Source organism: Dyadobacter chenhuakuii, from assembly GCF_023821985.2.
Classification (GTDB): domain Bacteria; phylum Bacteroidota; class Bacteroidia; order Cytophagales; family Spirosomataceae; genus Dyadobacter; species Dyadobacter chenhuakuii.
The window spans coordinates 4,290,223-4,304,891 of sequence record NZ_CP098805.1 but is presented as its reverse complement, the minus strand read 5'-3'; the positions used below and the strand labels follow the sequence as shown (position 1 = coordinate 4,304,891).

The following is a 14,669-nucleotide window of genomic DNA, read 5'->3' as shown; positions in this document are numbered from 1 at the left end:
TAGCTAAAATTTTGATATTGTTACAAGCACGAAAAAAGTAAAGTCTCCATCACCCCAAATTTTCCCGTTTTGAAGGACAATATATTGATTTTTTTTAATCCAGTAGCTAAATATGAAATCGTCTGCATTCTCAAAAAGTGCACCTCCTTCATACTCAGGAGTCCAGTCATAGTCTTTATTTTCCTTTAATTTTTCCTTTGCTATACGGGCAAAAGGAAGTTGGTTGTAGTCATGTATCGGCAATGGTTGTGGCGGTCCGAATTGTTTAGTTAACAAGTTATTTGCGGTGTTATATATAGCATCATTAGCAATACTAATTGAAATCTCTACGTCCTCAGATATCAACTCATCATATTCATAGTCGCCATAGTAATATTTAAAAATTACTATTTTCCTGTTTGGGCCATTTCGGAGGAAGTTTGAAAGATTACAGTTTCCGGTATTTTCAATGGGTTCGGAGACATCCTGATCGAATCTACTCTCGAGTAAATCAACTACCTGCCACACTTTTTGCTCTATTTCTTTTACATTCATTGTATAATTATTGTATAGTTAAATTTTCTGGTTTTAATCTACACACCAAAATATTCATGTAGCAATACAATTTTTAAACGGAGTTTTTTGATTATTCATCGGCAATTGTAACCGGCATGCGCTTGTTTATCAAATAATTTTTCCCTGCAATTATTAGTAGACGAATAGTTGAAGGGACTTATAATTGGGATACTCAATTGCCCAAAGCTTCAACGTGACCAATCATGACGCATCATTCTGATCAGCGTGCCTATTTTTTTAAAATAGATACGACTATCAAAAAAATCCGAAATGCTTTACAAAAACAGCTGACGGAGGCCGGTTTTGACCTTACAGTGGATCAGTGGGTGCTAATAGATCATATTTTCAGACGGCAGGGAATCAGTCAGAACGAGCTTGCTGAGCTTACGTTTAAAGATCCGCCAACGGTCACACGCATCATTGATCTGCTGGAAAAAAAGGGGTTGGTGGAACGCGGACCGGCTGCCGGGGACAGAAGAAAATTCAATTTGTTCCTGACCAAAACAGGCGAATCAACCTATAATGAGGCTTTTCCTATTGTTGCAGACATTCGCCGAAAGGGTTGGGGAAGTTTGAATGATTCCGATTATCAGCACTTTGTCCGAATTATGGACTCGATTTATCAGAATTTTACCTGAAAAGGCAGAAAAATAAATTTTTTTTAGTGGTAAGTGGGAGAATAACAGCTGATTGCGTTATGCTCCCATTTATGTTTTAAACCTTTGGCAAATCATTGCATCTAAACTATGTTGACGGCAATGATTCCGGCGCATTACAACGCTAAGCCTGCCGACTGCATCTGTATTTTATATTCAATATTTACTAATGAAAGCCATGAAAAAAATTGTTTTGAGTTCCCTGCTTGCTATGACCGCTTTGTTCCCTGCTTTTTCGCAAATCAAATATGAACAACAGGTCGTTGCACCAAAGATTGAAGTAGCAGGTTTTGCCGAATTGGAAATTGTGCCGGACGAAATTTACTTCAATATCTCACTGCAGGAATATTTTGAAGATGAAAAAAACCAAAAGAACAAGGTCATCATCAGCACTTTGGAAAAACAGCTTTTGAAAGCAGTTGAAGAGGCCGGGTTGCCCAAAGATGCGCTTTCTATCAGTGGATTAGGGGGTTATCAAAATTACACAGATAAGAAAAAGAAGCCTGCTACATTCCTTGAGAGCAAGCAGTATGAGCTGAAAGTGAGCAGTCCTGAGAAGTTGGACGGCATTTTGTCAAAAGTTGAAAGCCGCGGTGTGCAGTATGCGAATGTGAGTCGGGTGGACCATTCAAAAAGAGAAGAATTAAAGAAGCAGGTTAAAATCGACGCATTGAAAGCAGCCAAAGTAAAAGCGGAATATCTGGTTGCTTCGCTGGACGAAAAGCTTGGTAAAGTGCTTGAAATTAAAGAACTGGACGAAAACCTGTACTTTCCTCAGCCTGTTTTTGCGAAGGCCAATATGAGAACATTGGCGCAAGCAGAATCAGCGGATATGGTAGCGGATAGCCAGGTTCAATATCAGAAAATCAAGATAAGCTATCGCATGCAGGCCGCATTTGAAATTAAGTAAGCATGTGATAGTAAATGTGGGCACAGTTTTTTGTGCAAATGTTCGGTGACTTTAAGTATTCCTTTTGTACAAGACATAATTTCATAAATTTAATCTTAAACTAAGTAACTGGAAATCATGAGCATAAACTCAAAACACCTTGCCACATTTATTCTTGGAGCAGCCGCCGGCGTGGCCGCACATAAGTATCTTCAAAGCGAAGAGGGCGAAAAGCTTTTGGAAGACCTGAAAACGAAGGCTAATAATTTGAAAGCCGAAGCAGAAGGTGCAATCGATAAAGCTCCGGAGTATTTTGATGAGCTCAAAACGAAAGGTGCAGATACGCTTAAAAGCAGCTTCCCGGATGCTGAGAGCTTCTTCAAAGATCTTTATGAGAAATTCGTAGGCGGAAAGAGCAGCCCCGAAACGGCGACACCTCAAAACACGCCTACGCCTGATCCCATATCATAGCTAATAGAAAATAAATTTAAATGGCCGAAGAGAGTTGATTTGACTCTGTTTGGCCATTTTTTGTGACTAATTGAGTGAGTTGCGCATGTTGCAGCAGCATAATGGTTTTGGCATCCTTAATTTCCCCGGACTTAACCATATCCAGCGCTTTTCCGAATGGTAATTCCATCACCTCAATGTTCTCCTGTTCCTGCGCGCTGCCGCCTCCATCACTCACTTTCATATCTTCGCTATATTCTGCCACAAAAAAGTAGAGGATCTCGGTAACCGACCCAGGTGACATATAAGCTTCAAATATTTTCTCAACAGAATTGATTTTATAGCCCGTTTCTTCTTCCGTTTCCCGCCTGATGCAATCTTCCGGATTATCACGATCCAGCAGTCCGGCGCAAGCCTCTATCAGCATGCCGGTTTCATTTCCATTCACATAAGTCGGGATTCTGAATTGCCGGGTTAAGAGAACCGTTTGCTTTTCGCGGTTATAAAGCAAGATGACAGCCCCATTGCCACGGTCGTACGCTTCTCTGGATTGCTTTTCCCATTGTCCGTCGGCGCGCTGATAGTCGAATGTGTATTTTTTTAATGTATACCAATTGTTTGACAGCACCTCGTCAGATGTGATGCGAACCCGGTCATTTTTCATATTGACTAATATTGATCGTTTGTGATTAATTATGATCAAAAGTAAGTAAATGATTGAATATGCCAAAACGTGGATTGTATTTTGAAGAATAAAAAGCCTGAGTTCCCGCGTGATTTATTAAACGGGCGTGCTAAATTGTCGATATGATAGAAAACCTGAAACCGGCTCATTATTGGATCGAGAAATATGCATTAAGTCCGCATCCTGAGGGCGGTTATTATACGGAGACTTACCGGGCAGCAGAAAGCATTCCCAAGGAAGCATTACCTGAACGATTCAATGGCGATAGGGCATTTTCAACCGGCATTTATTTTTTGCTGGAAAGCCATAATTTCTCAGCATTCCACAGGATTCAGGCCGATGAAATGTGGCATTTCTATGCGGGGGAAGCGTTGGATGTTTTTGTAATCGATGAGAAAAAAAGGGAAATGCAGGTGATCAGGCTAGGCAATAACCCCGACAATGGAGAAACATTTCAGGCAGTGGTGCCCGCAGGAGCGTGGTTTGCTTCGCGTCCTGCAAAAGGAAGCGCCTATGCACTGGTTGGGTGCACGGTTGCGCCGGGATTTGATTTTGCAGATTTTGAAATGGCCGAAAGGACCGCATTACAAATGCAGTTTCCTGAATTTAAGCAAATGATCCAGGAACTGACAAGAGTTTAAATGTTGACCGAACGATTAGTTGACGCGTAGTTTCGCCCAATATGGCTTGCTAACGGTCTTATCCGGAAACACAGCATAGACTTCATACTGACCGGCTGCAAGGTTCGCAGGAACAACATATCGGCCAACCGGATAACTTACACCGGCAGTGGCCCAATTCACAACCGCCAGGGCTGGTTTCAGATCCACCGTTGTCGCACCGCTTTTCAAACGCAATGCGGGCAATTTGGCAACGTCAAAGCTTGTATTTGATGAGCCGTATTCCACCGGCGATGGTTTTGCATAAAATGTGTCCCCTTTTTTGAATGTCAATGGTTCCACATTTCTCGTAAGCGCCAATGTAAGATCTCCCTTCCAGATCGATTCTATGCCTTTGGTTGTGGCCACATTGGAAACGTAGATGGCACCTTTGCCAATCTGCTTCTCTCCTTCATGAAAGGTAAGCAGGTAAGAGCCGTCAGGTATATTGGCCGGGAATTTTTCCAGATTCAGGTTTGTGGCGCTTACATATTTCAATGCTGCTGTTGCCGGCGTCTTCACGAAATCGTTGGTGAATTTGACCGTATATTTGGTCGATGGAAGGAAATATCCACCACTTATAAACACCGAATCTTTGGTAGAGTAAACAAATTTAGATTCAGAGATCCTGGAAATAGGCTCGCCACGCGTAAACGTAACACCTTCGAATTTGATCGGATTTTTATCCGCAAAAAGGACTTCCATCGTAACAGGGTCCGGGCCCACAAGCTTATCTATCGATTCAAAAACGATATTATCCTGATTCTGGTTATAAGTTGTTTGGTCGGTGAAGCCGGTTTTGGGATTGGTCAGCTTAATGATCGGTGCGGCCTGCCCGGGACGCGCAGGAATGGTCCCAACGCCGGAAACAAATTTGAAGGGGGTTTTGAAGCCATTTGTATTGACAGTAATAGTCTTTGTCAGCAGCTCAACCTTAGGTTCGCCGCCGATTTCGAAATACACTGTGAATGTACCGGCAAACTTGTCTTCCTTATCACGTAATGTAAATGACAGCGGCGGGTTTCCTTTAAAATTATAGGTAATTGTGCTGTCTGTTGTGGCTTTTCCTAGGCTGTCTATCAGCACCACATTTTTGTTTAAAGACATTTTTAACTCTGCCGAATTGCTCTGATATGATTCGGGCATGCTAATCTGATAGTTCTTCGTTACCGAATCAAATGTGACTTTTTCAGAGTCAGTAACGTCAAATGATCTTAAAAACTGTATCGGTGCGAATGGCTTGCCGGTATCCGGATCGGGCCCGAGTTCGTTTGAATCTTTTTTACAGTTTGATAAGCAGGCAGCAGATATAAATAGTAACAGGAATGTAAGTTTTTTCATAACAGGATAAAGCAATGCTTAAGAGTAACGCTCAAAAGCGCTGAAATATTAGTATCCCATACTCGTGTCATCACCCCTCGGATCCGAGCCTCCTTCGAGCGAACCATCCGGGCGTACCAGTATACAATCCATACGCCCGATTGTATTGCGTTGCTGTTCAAGGTTATAACCTTTGTTCTGCAACTTTTTTATAGTGTTTTCCGAAAATGCATTTGATTCAAAAGTGGTTATATCTGGTAACCATTGATGGTGAAATTTTAGTGCGTTAACCGCCTGCTGCATGGTCATACCGTGTTCCAGGACGTTCAGGATGGTTTGGTAAACGGATGTAATAATGGTCGATCCGCCCGGTGTTCCAACGACCATCAGGAGCTTTCCGTCCTTTTCTATAATGGTTGGCGTCATGGACGAAAGCATTCTTTTACCCGGCGCAATGGCATTTGCCTTGTTACCGATCAATCCGTACATGTTAGGCGCGCCAGCCTTTATACTGAAATCGTCCATTTCATTATTCATCAGAAATCCGCCGCCTTTGATCACAACCCGGCTTCCATAGCCGCCATTCAGCGTTGTAGTGAGGGAAACAGCATTGCCTTCTTTGTCAACGATAGAAAAATGCGTTGTTTCAAGACTTTCATAACCTGGGAAAACGCCGCCGCTGATGTCCTTGCTATCCGTTGCTTTATCCCAATTGAAGTCATTCCACCGCTTACTCAGGTAATCTTTACTGATCAGGGTTTCTACCGGCACTTTCACGAAGTCAGGATCGCCCAGGAACTTAGCCCGGTCGGCATAAACCCTGCGTTCCGCTTCGATCATCACCTGAATGGTGGAATCGCTGTGCCAGCCCCATTTCCGCAATGGATGCTGCTCGGTCAGGCGCATGAGTTGCAGCAATGCAACGCCACCGCTGGAAGGAGGCGCCATGGTGATCACCTTATATTCTTTATAGCTTTCTGTGATCGTTTCCCGCCACTGCGCTTTGTAGTCAGCCAGGTCTTTTTTACTAATAATCCCTTCTTTACTTTTATTAATATCCTTTACCAAAAGCCTCGCGGTCCTGCCTTTATAGAACCCATCGTGGCCCTTTTTCTGAATGCGGCGTAAAACCTTGCCCAAATCTTTCTGCACCAGCACATCGCCGGCGACCCAATCTTTCCCGGTTGGATTAATAAAATATTTTGTGCCCGGATTCAATGATAGCAAGTCTTTTTTGATTGCATTAAGTCCGCGTGCTTCTCTTTCTGTTTGCATTACGCCATTCTCCGAAAGGTCAATCGCCGGCTGAATAAGTTGTTTCCAGGGCAGTTTTCCATGTTTTGCATGTGCTTCGGCCATACCAGCCACTGAGCCGGGAACACCCGACGCAAGTCTGCCGAGAATGCTGGATTGGGGGATAACATTGCCGTCTTTATCGAGATACATGTCTGCATGACCTTTTGCAGGCGCTTTTTCGCGGAAATCAATGCTATAACTCTTTCCGGTTTTATCTCTCAACACCAAAAATCCGCCACCGCCCAGATTCCCTGCAGACGGATGCACAACAGCCAAGGCAAATTGCACCGCAACCGCCGCGTCAACCGAATTGCCTCCTGCCTTTAATATCTCAACTCCTACTTTTGAGGCTTCCGGATGTGCAGAGGCAACCATGCCATTTTTCGAAATTACCCCCGGCCTGTCGCTGAAAAATGGTTTCTGATTAGGGTCGTCGGAAAGAAACTGATAGAATCCGGTGGACTCCTTAACTGGTGCTTGCGCAATAAGAAATCCCGGGAAAATACAGCAAACAAGTGCAAGAGTGTAGCGTAATGTCATTGTCAGCGCGTTATAATTCAGTTTGTAATTTATTAAATCAATCACTTTATCTTACCTTTTGTAACAATTTATTTCTGCTCCTGCCACTTTACAGTTAACTTTTGGTTTGAAAGGATTTTGAAAAAAACATTATATCCGACGGCGCTATGAAATTTTTACGGCAGGTTTTAGAAAGTTTCCGTTTTGCCTGGCAGGCGCTCAAATCCAACATTACCCGGACCATTTTATCATTGCTGGGCGTAACGGTGGGCATTTTTGCAATTGTAGCCGTTTTTACCATTGTCGATTCCCTCGAACGCAGCATTAAGGACAGCATGAGCTTCATCGGCGATAAAGTGATATATGTTCAAAAATGGCCCTGGGGTTTCGGAGGAGAATATCAATGGTGGAAATACTTTCAATGGCCGGAGCCTACTTTCGCTGAATATAAATTCCTTTACGATAACCTGGAAAGTGCCAGCGCCGTAGCAGTTATGGATTTCCGGGGCAGCACTACATTAAAGAACGGCTCCAACAGCATTGTAGCGCAGATTCAAGGCGTTTCTTACGAATACAATCAGATTTCAGATATTCCCATTCAGGACGGGCGCTATTTTATCCCGCTTGAAACAAATAATGCACGAAATGTGGCCATAGTAGGCGCAGACATAGCCGCCGCGCTTTTTCCCGGGCAAGATGCAGTAGGGAAGGCATTTAAACTGGCCGGAAATAAGTTTACAATCGTCGGCGTTCAGGTCCGGAAGGGCGAAAGCCTTGTGGATTTCGGCGGAAGTCCTGATAAAAACTGTATAATCCCGTTTGCCTCATTTTCAAAGCTTTTTCAATCGGGGCGCCGCAGTGCTGACATTGTTGTAAAAGGTTTTCCCGAAGATGAAGGAATGAAGGAAGTGGAAGCCGAAATTACGGGCTTAATGCGAACCAAAAGGGGCATTAAGCCGCGGGATGGCAGTAATTTTTCCCTGAACCGCCCCGAAGCCGCTGCGGAAGCAATTGGTCAGCTCTTTGCCGTGCTAACCATTGCCGGCTGGGTAATCGGAAGCTTTTCGATCTTGGTAGGAGGGTTTGGGATCGCCAACATTATGTTTGTTTCTGTTAAAGAAAGAACGAACCTCATAGGCATTCAGAAATCCCTGGGCGCTAAAAACTATTCGATCCTGTTCCAATTTCTATTCGAAGCGGTTATGCTGAGTTTAGTCGGCGGACTGGTTGGCATATTTTTGGTATTTCTTCTATCGTTCATGCCGATGGGCTCATTGCAGATCCTGCTTACGCCGGGTAACATTATACTCGGGCTCGGCGTTTCAAGTATCATTGGTGTGTTGTCGGGAATTGTGCCCGCAATGCTCGCCGCGCGCATGGACCCGGTTATTGCCATTCGGGCAAAATAATAACTAGGAATAGTCAAACTGTTTTGCGAAGTTCGCTGATATCAATAAACTCAGAAAATTACTATTATGCGTAAATGGGTCATATTTGCCATATTTCTGGCCGTCATTTTTGGAATCCTCTATTACCTGACATTCGGCTATTACAGCGAAGGAAAACGCGGAGGTTTCATTACCAAGCTGAGCAACAAAGGATATTTATTTAAAACATACGAAGGCGAGCTGAGAATGGGCGGCCTGTACGAAGGCGACGGCACCATGAATTCTTCGGAATGGGTGTTTTCTGTAAGCGCAAAAAATAAAGATGCGATCGCTAAGCTCGAAGAAGCTATCAAAAACGGGCAGCGCGTTTCACTTACCTACGAAGAAAAATTCTTTACACTGCCCTGGAATGGTGATACCAAATATTTCGTAACCAATGTGGAAGTGCTGGAAAATGTGCGCTCAAACCAGTTGCCGCAGCCACCCCCATCCAATTTGCCTGCTCCAACGGAGATAGACACGAATAAGGTTCTTTAGGCCCTCAATCTCCTAAAGGGGACTTTCTCATCTCGTATGTAAAGTCCCCTTCAGGGGATTTAGGCAAAAAAAAGCTAGCCTCCCGCTTTCTTAGCTTTATAACCCTTCCCAACCAGCCAGTTGATCACCTTATCGCGGTGATCGCCCTGGATCTGGGCTTCCTGGTCCTTTACAGTTCCGCCGCTTCCGCAAAGCGCTTTTAGTTGTTTTCCCAAGGCTTCCATGTCTGCATTGGTGCCAATAAATCCTTTTATAATCGTAATTACTTTTCCACCGCCTTTGCGATCCAGCCAGATCCTCAGGTCCTGCTGTGCAGCGGGTAATGTATCCGGTTCGTCGGCTCCGGAATCGTTGTATTCGAAGTCAGGGTTTGTGGAATATATGACTCCTGTGCGGTTCTTTTTTGACATCAGACAATTACTCGCAGGCTCTGCGGTCTAATTTTAACTTCAATTCTCGTTGTATCAAGCTGAAACGGCTCTCCGTCGTAATGTATCATTGGCGGCACATCCGTCTCCACCACAGCCTCAGTCATATGTGCGTAATCAATGTAACGCGAAGCCTTCATTTGTTTGGTGAAAAGCTGATATGCCAGGGATGTACCATACCATTTCGGGAATGGCTTAATGGTGCAAATGTCGAGTAAACCGTCCTGCAAACTGGCCTGAGGAGCGACCCAGGCATTATTTCCAAACTGACCTGCATTGGCAAATGACAGGGAAAAAGCATGAGTCTCCACACCATTCAACCGGAAACTCTGGGGCTTATAACTCCAATACGACTGAAACGAAACATTAATGTATGTAGACAGTCCACGCTGGTGCTGCTGGCTGAACAAATGCCCTACATAAGCGTCAAAACCCATTCCGGCGGTGCAGAAAAAGGGAATTTGATTAATTTGCGCACTGTCGATGGTGATTATTTTATTCTCAAAAAGCCTTTTCAGAGAAGCTTCCAATGTAAGCGGAATGCCCAGATGACGCGCTAGGCCATTGCCCGAGCCAAGCGGAATGATGCCGATCGGCTGCTCCGTATGCACAAGCGGCTGTGCAATTTCATTGACAGTCCCATCGCCTCCTACGGCAACAATGGCGTTCCAGGGCTGTAAACCCAGGTTTTCTTTTACTAATGTTGTTGCATGCGCCCTTTCTTCTGTAAAAAGTATTTTAGCCTCCGCTCCGTTTTTTTGCGCAAATGTTTCAATAGCCCGTTTCACCTCACCGGCGTTCTTGCCAATCGAAGTGCCGGAGTTGGGATTCAGAATAAACAGATAGGAAGGCTTGTTCACAGGTCAGGCGAAGAATAGGAACAAAATGAGCAGGAAAACGACAATGAATAAGTAATAAAGCCCATCGATAAACGGATATTTCTGACGGTCAAGCTTTTTAAATATATCGTCAAACTTACTCATTCTGATATTTCTGATTTGGATTTTTTGTCTTGCAAACGCTTCCCTTGTTTCTTTCGTGTATATTTAAAATCAGGAAACGATTTACAAAAATCCGCAAAAATTATGAGAAACCGGCTCTTCACCCTCATCCTGATCACGATTTCAATGTTTGCAAAAGCACAGACTTCGAAAGACAAGGAAACCATTTACGGAACCATGAACCGCCAGATGGCCGACTGGAACCGCGGCGACATTGATTCGTTTATGAACGGTTACTGGGAATCGGACTCGCTGATGTTCGTTGGAAAGGCCGGCATAACTTATGGCTACAAAGCCACGCACGAAGGTTATTTGAAGCGCTACCCGGATCGTGCGACGATGGGAACATTAAAATTTACTTACCTGAACCTCACATTTCCAGGCAAGGACGTGGCATTTCTGGTTGGGAAGTTTCACCTGACCCGGCCCGAAAAAGGCGACATCGAAGGACATTACACATTACTCTGGAAAAAGATCAATGGCAAATGGCTTGTAGTATGCGACCACACCAGCTAAAAAAATTGCCCTGCCTTTAAAGGCAGGGCAATAGTAAGAATTGGAATGATATTAAAGTCTTTTGAAGATCAGCAGCGCATTAACAGCCGGCTTGGTTGCATCTGTCTGCGTGTTAACGACAACTGTAAGGTTCGTAGCCGTTTGTGTGATCTTAAATTCCTGGCTGGTTGTGCCTCTGCTTAATGTTAGTTTGTCACCGGCTACTTTCCATTTAGCATCAGTTCCAACGGGAACAAAAGGATCAATTGCAGAAACGGCCGTAGGGCAATCTGCTGCGGTGACAGTGTTATTGGGATTAAAAGTCAGTTTCAATTCCAGGAAACAAGGGGCAGCAGTTTGAATAAATGCCAATGCTGGAATCGTCGTTCCGGGAGTTTCAGGTGTTACAGCTGTTAATTGCCATCTTCCCACTATCGGATTTGTATCTTCCACAGGATCTGGCTCTTTTTCATCGTCTTTGCAGGCAGTCACAACGAAAGCCATTAGCAGGAATGTCAGGAGGGTTAATTTGCTTAATGCGGTGTAGATCTTCATAATCGGGCAGTAATGGTTGGTTTAGTTTAGTAACGCTAAGATTAACGTCCAAACATACTTTAAAAATGCTTTTGCTTAAAGTTTTTATGATTTAACGTTCCGGAATGTTCTAAGCAGATCTTCCGCAGCTGAATCGGGCAGTTCCCTTCCATCACGAACGGCCTCTTCCAATGATGTCAGCTTTGTTTTTACAGCGGCATCACTGAAAAACTGATTTTCCAATGATTGCCTGATAAGGTCGTGCATCCAATTCAGATTTTGGTTTTGTCTGTTTTGGTCAAAAAAACCATTGGCCCTCGTCGTTTTCTCAAATTCCCGGATCAGTTTCCAGATCGCTTCCATTCCATTTTCCTGTAATGCAGAGCATGTGAGCACTTCTGTGGGAAAACCGGAATCCGCTTTTGGGAACAAATGCAATGCATTCTGATAAGCCGAAACCGCCAGAGCCGCCGCTTGCGCATTATCCCCATCCGCCTTGTTGATGGCGATCGCATCTGCCATTTCCATGATCCCTTTTTTAATTCCCTGCAATTCATCACCCGCACCAGCCAGCATAAGGAGCAGGAAAAAGTCCGTTATGCCTTTGACCAATGTTTCAGATTGCCCAACGCCCACGGTTTCGATCAGAATAATATCATGACCCGCCGCTTCACAAAGCAGCATAATCTCGCGCGTGCTCCGGGCGATTCCCCCAAGAAACAAACCCGTCGCCGAAGGGCGAATGTAGGCCAAAGGATTATGAGAGAGCCTTTCCATGCGCGTTTTGTCGCCCAGGATGCTGCCCCGGGATTTCTGGCTGCTGGGATCAACCGCCAAAACGGCCACCCGCTTTCCTAAGGAGGTCAGATAGGTGCCGAAAGATTCGATAAATGTGCTTTTCCCAACACCCGGAACGCCCGTTATCCCGATCCGAAATGCATTGCCGGAATGGGGCAGCGTCTCTTTCAGAATAGCAGCAGCAAGTTCCTTGTCTGCCGGTAACCTGCTTTCCGTGACCGTAATGGCCTGGCTCAGCATGATCCGATCTCCGGCGAGGATTCCGGCTGTGTAGTCTTCAACGGAGAGACGCTTGCGCATGGCATTTTTTACGATGTAACCGGTAATATTTCAAAGTAACTACCGGTTAGCAAAAATGAAACTTTTTATATTAAAAAAGGCGAAAAGCCGTATATTGCTCGTTTACAAACACATATTTTTCAAATTTTATCAATAGAATGAAAATATCCATATTTCGTCTGAGCTTGTTCTTGATGGCAGGTCTTGGATTTTTTAACGCCCACGCACAAGAGCAGGAAAAAGTGAAATACGATTCACACGTGCTTTTTCACCCTTTATTTAATTTTCAGCCTGGTAATGAATACCGGACGGGCAGCGGCTCTCCCGGTCCGAAATACTGGCAAAACCGTGCCGATTACAAGATCAATGTTGCGCTTGACGAGGCAAAGGGAATGGTTAGCGGCGATGTTGAGCTTACTTATAAGAACAATAGCCCGGAATCACTTGAATTCATCTGGCTTCAACTGGACCAGAATGCATTCAATGATCAATCGCGCGGGGGAAAAACAACTCCCGTAACCGGCGGCAGGTTTGGTAACACCGGTTTCAGCGGAGGAGATTCGATTAGAGCCGTTACTGTTCAGCAGGGGAAAGGCGGTTTTGTGGAAGCCACTTATAAAATCACCGATACCCGCATGCAGATCAGGCTTGCAACGCCTGTAAAGCCGAATGGTGATGTGATCAAAATCAAGATCGCATATTCTTTCAAAATCCCTGAGTACGGCTCAGACCGGATGGGAACATTGGAAACGAAAAACGGGATTGTTTATGAAATGGCGCAGTGGTATCCACGCGTTGCCGTGTTTGACGACATTGAAGGCTGGAATTTGCTTCCCTACCTGGGCGCAGGCGAGTTTTACCTGGAATATGGTGATTTTGAATACAATGTTACTGTGCCCTGGGACCACATTGTGGTTGGATCAGGCGAATTGCTGAACCCGAATGATGTGCTTACAGCAGAACAACGGAAAAGACTGGCTGATGCGGCAAAAAGCGATCAGACTGTTATGATCCGCAGCGCAGAAGAAGTTACCAACCCTGCGTCAAGGCCGAAACAGTCGGGAACCCTTACCTGGCGTTTCCGTTGCTTGCAGGCGCGTGATATTGCCTGGGCAACTTCCAAAGCATTTGTTTGGGATGCAGCAAAAATGAACTTGCCAAAAGGTAAAACAGCCCTTGCACAGTCGGTCTATCCGGCAGAAGACGGCGGATTGGACGGCTGGGGCCGCTCGACGGAATACGTGAAAGGCTGCATTGAATTTTACTCAGGTTATGTGCATGAGTACACTTACCCGGTTGCAACCAATGTGGCTGGAATTGTAGGCGGGATGGAGTATCCGGGAATTGTTTTTTGCAGCAGCAAAAGCCGTAAAGATGATCTCTGGGGCGTAACGGACCACGAGTTTGGTCATAACTGGTTCCCGATGATCGTAGGTAACAACGAGCGTAAATATGCGTGGATGGACGAAGGATTTAACACATTTATCAACTTCCTGTCCGCAGATAATTTTAATAATGGTGAGTATAAAAGCGCGCAGATGAATGATATGCAGCGTCTTGCGCCTATCATTTTCCGCCAGAAAGCGGACCCGATCATGACGATCCCGGATGTAGTGCAGGCAGTGAACCTGGGTTGGGAAGCTTATTACAAACCTGCGCTTGGTCTGAAAATGTTGCGTGAGCAGGTTTTGGGCAAAGAGCGTTTCGATTATGCATTCAAAGTATATGTGCAGCGCTGGGCTTTCAAGCATCCGACTCCCTACGATTTCTTCCGTACGATGGAAGATGCAGCCGGTGAGGATCTGGGCTGGTTCTGGAAAGGATGGTTCTTTGAAAATTATAAGCTCGACCAAGGCGTCAAAGGCGTAACTTATGTTGAGCAAAATCCGCAAAAAGGTTCTTTTATAACCATTGAAAACCTGGATCAATGGGCAATGCCGGCTAAAATCGACATTGAAGAAATAAGCGGTAAGAAAACGCGCGTCGAATTGCCGGTTGAAATCTGGCAGCGCGGAGGAAGCTGGACGTTTAAGGCGGCTACACAGCAGCCGATCCGGTCAGTTACTATTGACCCTGAGCACAGTCTTCCTGACATTAATCCTGAAAACAATGTCTGGAAGCCAGCCATGTTCTCGGAGCCGGAAGTGAATTAAGGATTTGAATAAACACGAAAAATGCCC

General features: G+C 44.9%; 16 protein-coding genes. 8 read left to right on the top strand and 8 right to left on the bottom strand.

All coding sequences use genetic code 11. The annotated features are described in order from the left end of the window. Positions 1-3: 3 nt before the first annotated feature. On the bottom strand, positions 4-534 hold the full coding sequence (locus tag NFI80_RS17840; RefSeq protein WP_235165581.1) for a hypothetical protein: 531 nt from the start codon (positions 532-534) through the stop codon (positions 4-6). A gap of 224 nt (positions 535-758) precedes the next feature. On the opposite strand from NFI80_RS17840, the gene NFI80_RS17835 reads away from it, so the two are divergent. The 3 genes from NFI80_RS17835 (at position 759) to NFI80_RS17825 (ending at position 2,571) form a co-directional block, all read left to right on the top strand. Continuing rightward, positions 759-1,193, top strand: a complete 435-nt coding sequence (locus NFI80_RS17835) for a MarR family winged helix-turn-helix transcriptional regulator (RefSeq protein WP_082217549.1) — start codon at positions 759-761, stop codon at positions 1,191-1,193. A gap of 196 nt (positions 1,194-1,389) precedes the next feature. Beyond that, positions 1,390-2,121 (top strand): SIMPL domain-containing protein, encoded by a 732-nt coding sequence (locus NFI80_RS17830; protein ID WP_235161156.1) that lies wholly within the window; start codon positions 1,390-1,392, stop codon positions 2,119-2,121. Positions 2,122-2,238: 117 nt separating this feature from the next. Next, on the top strand, positions 2,239-2,571 hold the full coding sequence (locus NFI80_RS17825; protein ID WP_026629535.1) for a YtxH domain-containing protein: 333 nt from the start codon (positions 2,239-2,241) through the stop codon (positions 2,569-2,571). A 16-nt stretch (positions 2,572-2,587) separates the two neighbouring features. Here NFI80_RS17825 and nudK read toward each other — a convergent pair whose 3' ends face one another. Then, entirely contained in the window at positions 2,588-3,214 is a 627-nt protein-coding gene (gene nudK, locus NFI80_RS17820) for a GDP-mannose pyrophosphatase NudK (RefSeq protein WP_233794741.1), read from the bottom strand. 143 nt (positions 3,215-3,357) lie between these two features. Here nudK and NFI80_RS17815 point away from each other — a divergent pair, with 143 nt between their 5' ends. Continuing rightward, positions 3,358-3,876: a cupin domain-containing protein gene (locus NFI80_RS17815; RefSeq protein WP_235165579.1), complete on the top strand. Its 519-nt coding sequence runs from the start codon at positions 3,358-3,360 to the stop codon at positions 3,874-3,876. Positions 3,877-3,891: 15 nt separating this feature from the next. Here the strand turns inward: NFI80_RS17815 and NFI80_RS17810 are convergent, their stop codons facing one another. Together NFI80_RS17810 and ggt are read right to left on the bottom strand one after the other, a co-directional pair. After that, a complete protein-coding gene (locus tag NFI80_RS17810) occupies positions 3,892-5,235 on the bottom strand; it encodes a hypothetical protein (protein ID WP_235165574.1) in 1,344 nt (447 codons plus the stop codon). Between the two features lie 48 nt (positions 5,236-5,283). Continuing rightward, complete coding sequence (gene ggt / locus NFI80_RS17805; protein WP_235165572.1) at positions 5,284-7,050, bottom strand: gamma-glutamyltransferase; 1,767 nt, start codon at positions 7,048-7,050, stop codon at positions 5,284-5,286. Positions 7,051-7,196: 146 nt separating this feature from the next. Here ggt and NFI80_RS17800 point away from each other — a divergent pair, with 146 nt between their 5' ends. Beyond that, on the top strand, positions 7,197-8,438 hold the full coding sequence (locus NFI80_RS17800) for an ABC transporter permease (protein ID WP_026629530.1): 1,242 nt from the start codon (positions 7,197-7,199) through the stop codon (positions 8,436-8,438). Positions 8,439-8,504: 66 nt separating this feature from the next. Next, positions 8,505-8,954: a DUF8785 domain-containing protein gene (locus NFI80_RS17795; protein ID WP_233794745.1), complete on the top strand. Its 450-nt coding sequence runs from the start codon at positions 8,505-8,507 to the stop codon at positions 8,952-8,954. Positions 8,955-9,028: 74 nt separating this feature from the next. Here NFI80_RS17795 and NFI80_RS17790 read toward each other — a convergent pair whose 3' ends face one another. Together NFI80_RS17790 and NFI80_RS17785 are read right to left on the bottom strand one after the other, a co-directional pair. Beyond that, on the bottom strand, positions 9,029-9,364 hold the full coding sequence (locus NFI80_RS17790; protein WP_235165570.1) for a translation initiation factor: 336 nt from the start codon (positions 9,362-9,364) through the stop codon (positions 9,029-9,031). After that, positions 9,364-10,242: a diacylglycerol/lipid kinase family protein gene (locus NFI80_RS17785; RefSeq protein WP_235165569.1), complete on the bottom strand. Its 879-nt coding sequence runs from the start codon at positions 10,240-10,242 to the stop codon at positions 9,364-9,366. The genes NFI80_RS17790 and NFI80_RS17785 overlap by 1 nt, the downstream gene beginning before the upstream one ends. A gap of 225 nt (positions 10,243-10,467) precedes the next feature. Between NFI80_RS17785 and NFI80_RS17780 the strand changes: the two genes are divergently transcribed. Next, positions 10,468-10,899 carry a YybH family protein gene (locus NFI80_RS17780; RefSeq protein WP_233794748.1) on the top strand — a complete coding sequence of 144 codons (432 nt, stop codon included), beginning with the start codon at positions 10,468-10,470 and terminating at the stop codon, positions 10,897-10,899. A gap of 51 nt (positions 10,900-10,950) precedes the next feature. On the opposite strand, the gene NFI80_RS17775 is transcribed toward NFI80_RS17780, so the two are convergent. Both NFI80_RS17775 and meaB read right to left on the bottom strand, forming a co-directional pair. Beyond that, positions 10,951-11,433: a lipocalin-like domain-containing protein gene (locus tag NFI80_RS17775; RefSeq protein WP_235165568.1), complete on the bottom strand. Its 483-nt coding sequence runs from the start codon at positions 11,431-11,433 to the stop codon at positions 10,951-10,953. A gap of 84 nt (positions 11,434-11,517) precedes the next feature. After that, positions 11,518-12,510: a methylmalonyl Co-A mutase-associated GTPase MeaB gene (gene meaB / locus NFI80_RS17770; RefSeq protein WP_235165567.1), complete on the bottom strand. Its 993-nt coding sequence runs from the start codon at positions 12,508-12,510 to the stop codon at positions 11,518-11,520. 137 nt (positions 12,511-12,647) lie between these two features. Here meaB and NFI80_RS17765 point away from each other — a divergent pair, with 137 nt between their 5' ends. Beyond that, entirely contained in the window at positions 12,648-14,642 is a 1,995-nt protein-coding gene (locus NFI80_RS17765; RefSeq protein ID WP_235165565.1) for a M1 family metallopeptidase, read from the top strand. The last annotated feature ends 27 nt before the right edge of the window (positions 14,643-14,669 follow it).